This window comes from Mesorhizobium sp. C399B (assembly GCF_030323185.1).
In the GTDB taxonomy this organism is placed as follows: Bacteria; Pseudomonadota; Alphaproteobacteria; order Rhizobiales; family Rhizobiaceae; genus Mesorhizobium.
In genome coordinates this window covers 2,410,001-2,412,500 of the sequence record NZ_CP100472.1, presented here as the reverse complement: position 1 = coordinate 2,412,500, position 2,500 = coordinate 2,410,001, and the positions used below count along the sequence as shown (strand labels likewise).

The window sequence follows — 2,500 nt, the reverse complement described above, 5'->3', positions numbered from 1 at the left end:
GAAAGACCCCGTGCACCTTTACTATAGCTTTACATTGGCATTCGTAGTGGCATGTGTAGGATAGGTGGTAGGCTTTGAAACCTGGGCGCCAGCTCAGGTGGAGCCACCCTTGAAATACCACCCTTATTACTATGGATGTCTAACCGCGGCCCGTTATCCGGGTCCGGGACAATGTATGGTGGGTAGTTTGACTGGGGCGGTCGCCTCCTAAAGAGTAACGGAGGCGCGCGATGGTGGGCTCAGAACGGTCGGAAATCGTTCGCTGAGTGCAATGGCATAAGCCTGCCTGACTGCGAGACTGACAAGTCGAGCAGAGACGAAAGTCGGTCATAGTGATCCGGTGGTCCCGCGTGGAAGGGCCATCGCTCAACGGATAAAAGGTACGCCGGGGATAACAGGCTGATGACCCCCAAGAGTCCATATCGACGGGGTTGTTTGGCACCTCGATGTCGACTCATCGCATCCTGGGGCTGGAGCAGGTCCCAAGGGTATGGCTGTTCGCCATTTAAAGCGGTACGTGAGTTGGGTTCAGAACGTCGTGAGACAGTTCGGTCCCTATCTGCCGTGGGTGTAGGAATATTGAAAGGATCTGTCCCTAGTACGAGAGGACCGGGATGGACGGATCTCTGGTGGACCTGTTGTGGCGCCAGCCGCATAGCAGGGTAGCTATATCCGGACGGGATAACCGCTGAAGGCATCTAAGCGGGAAACCCACCTTAAAACGAGTATTCCCTGAGAACCGTGGAAGACGACCACGTTGATAGGCCGGGTGTGGAAGAGCGGCAACGCTTGAAGCTTACCGGTACTAATAGTTCGATCGGCTTGATCGTTCTCATTCCTTATGCTCATCGTGAACACGATGATCTGACCAGCGCTCACGCATGAGCGGCCCTTAACAGGGCCTATGCTCCGCGAGGGCGCCGGAAAACCGGCGACGCGCAGTCGCGCTTGCGGACTTTGTCCGTTAGCTAGACACAAACGTCGCCTTGGCACGAAAAAACAGCTTCTCGATATAACGTGCGTTTTGCCGACCTGGTGGTTATGGCGGAGCGGCTGCACCCGATCCCATTCCGAACTCGGCCGTGAAACGCTCCAGCGCTGATGGTACTTCGTCTCAAGACGCGGGAGAGTAGGTCGCTGCCAGGTCTGCAAAACGCACGTTGAACTCTCATCCGCAAACCGGATGAAACTGAATCTTCTCTCTACGAAAAGGCCCGCCAAGGGATCACGGGCCGCGCAAGCGGCCCTTTCATTTGGTCAGCCATATACCTATCTGTAAGCCATCCTGTTCATAGGCCCAGGCTTACGTCCAGATAAGCAAGCAAACGCTTGCTTCAGATCCGGAGCAGGCAAGAGCTTGCCCTGGAGAGTCCGGAGCAAGCAAGAGCTTGCCCTGGAGGTGACGCGGGGTGGAGCAGCCCGGTAGCTCGTCAGGCTCATAACCTGAAGGTCACAGGTTCAAATCCTGTCCCCGCAACCAACAAAAAAAGCCCGCTTCATGAACTGACCCCCGAAAGTTGGACACAACCTTCGGGGGTTTTGCATGTCCAAATACAGCGAGAGTTTCAAGCGCTCGGTTGTCGACATCTATTTAGGCGAGGATGAGGGCTACGCGAGCGCGGCGTCAATGCATGGCGTTGATGCGGCCACTGTTCGCAAGTGGGTTGCGTTGTACCAGGCCCATGGAGATGCCGGGCTATCTGCCAAGTACGATCGTTATGACGCGGCGTTCAGGCTGTCGGTGCTTGAGCGGATGTGGGAGGAAGGTCTGTCGTATCGGCAGACGGCTGCATTGTTCAATATCCGCAATGCCAGTTGCCTGACGGGCTGGGAGAAGCGCTATCATGCGGGCGGGATAGAGGCGCTCGGCCCACGTCCCAGAGGACGACCCATGTCAAAGCCGCCGTCCCCCGTAGTGCCTGTTGCAGCCAGTGACGAGGCCAAAAGCCGCGAAGAACTGCTGGCTGAGCTGAAGCATCTGCGGATGGAGAACGACTACCTAAAAAAACTGGAGGCCTTAACGCAGGGACATGCGCCCAAAAAGCGCAAGCCGTCCAGGCGTTAAGGCCGTTGCATTCGCTTGAGGGGCTGCTCGAGCTGGCGAAGCTTGCGCGCAGCACGTTCTATTACAGACAGAAAGCAGCGAAGCGCTCGGACCGCCATGCGGCGCTGAAGGCGGCGATCAAGGCCATCTTCGACAGCCACAAGGGTCGCTACGGCTATCGCCGGGTGACTGCGCAACTGCACCGGTTGGGCCGGCGCGTCAACCACAAGACCGTCCAGAGCCTGATGGCCGGGATGGGATTGAAGTCGCTGGTCAGGCCGAAGAAGTATCGCTCCTACAGGGGCGAGGCTGGGCGGACCGCTCCCGATCTGTTGCAGCGCAAGTTCGGCGCCGACCGGGCTAACCGCAAATGGGTGACCGACGTGACGGAGTTCAGCCTGGCCGGCGACAAGCTCTACCTGTCCCCGGTCATGGACCTCTACAATGGCGAGATCG

The 2,500-nt window shown here is 57.8% G+C and carries 1 protein-coding gene, 1 tRNA gene and 2 rRNA genes (2 of these 4 cut by a window edge); all 4 read left to right on the top strand.

The window, feature by feature from the left end:
• Positions 1 to 830 (top strand): 23S ribosomal RNA (locus tag NLY36_RS11415) (it extends 1,972 nt beyond the left edge of the window).
• A gap of 201 nt (positions 831 to 1,031) precedes the next feature.
• Positions 1,032 to 1,146: ribosomal RNA gene (gene rrf / locus NLY36_RS11410) — 5S ribosomal RNA — on the top strand.
• A 257-nt stretch (positions 1,147 to 1,403) separates the two neighbouring features.
• Positions 1,404 to 1,480, top strand: a tRNA-Met gene (locus NLY36_RS11405).
• 63 nt (positions 1,481 to 1,543) lie between these two features.
• Positions 1,544 to 2,500 (top strand): IS3 family transposase gene (locus NLY36_RS11400; RefSeq protein WP_502882028.1). Its coding sequence is split into 2 segments (ribosomal slippage): positions 1,544 to 2,020 and positions 2,023 to 2,500, totalling 1,353 coding nucleotides (it continues 398 nt past the right edge of the window); the frame shifts between segments, so codons are not numbered across the junction.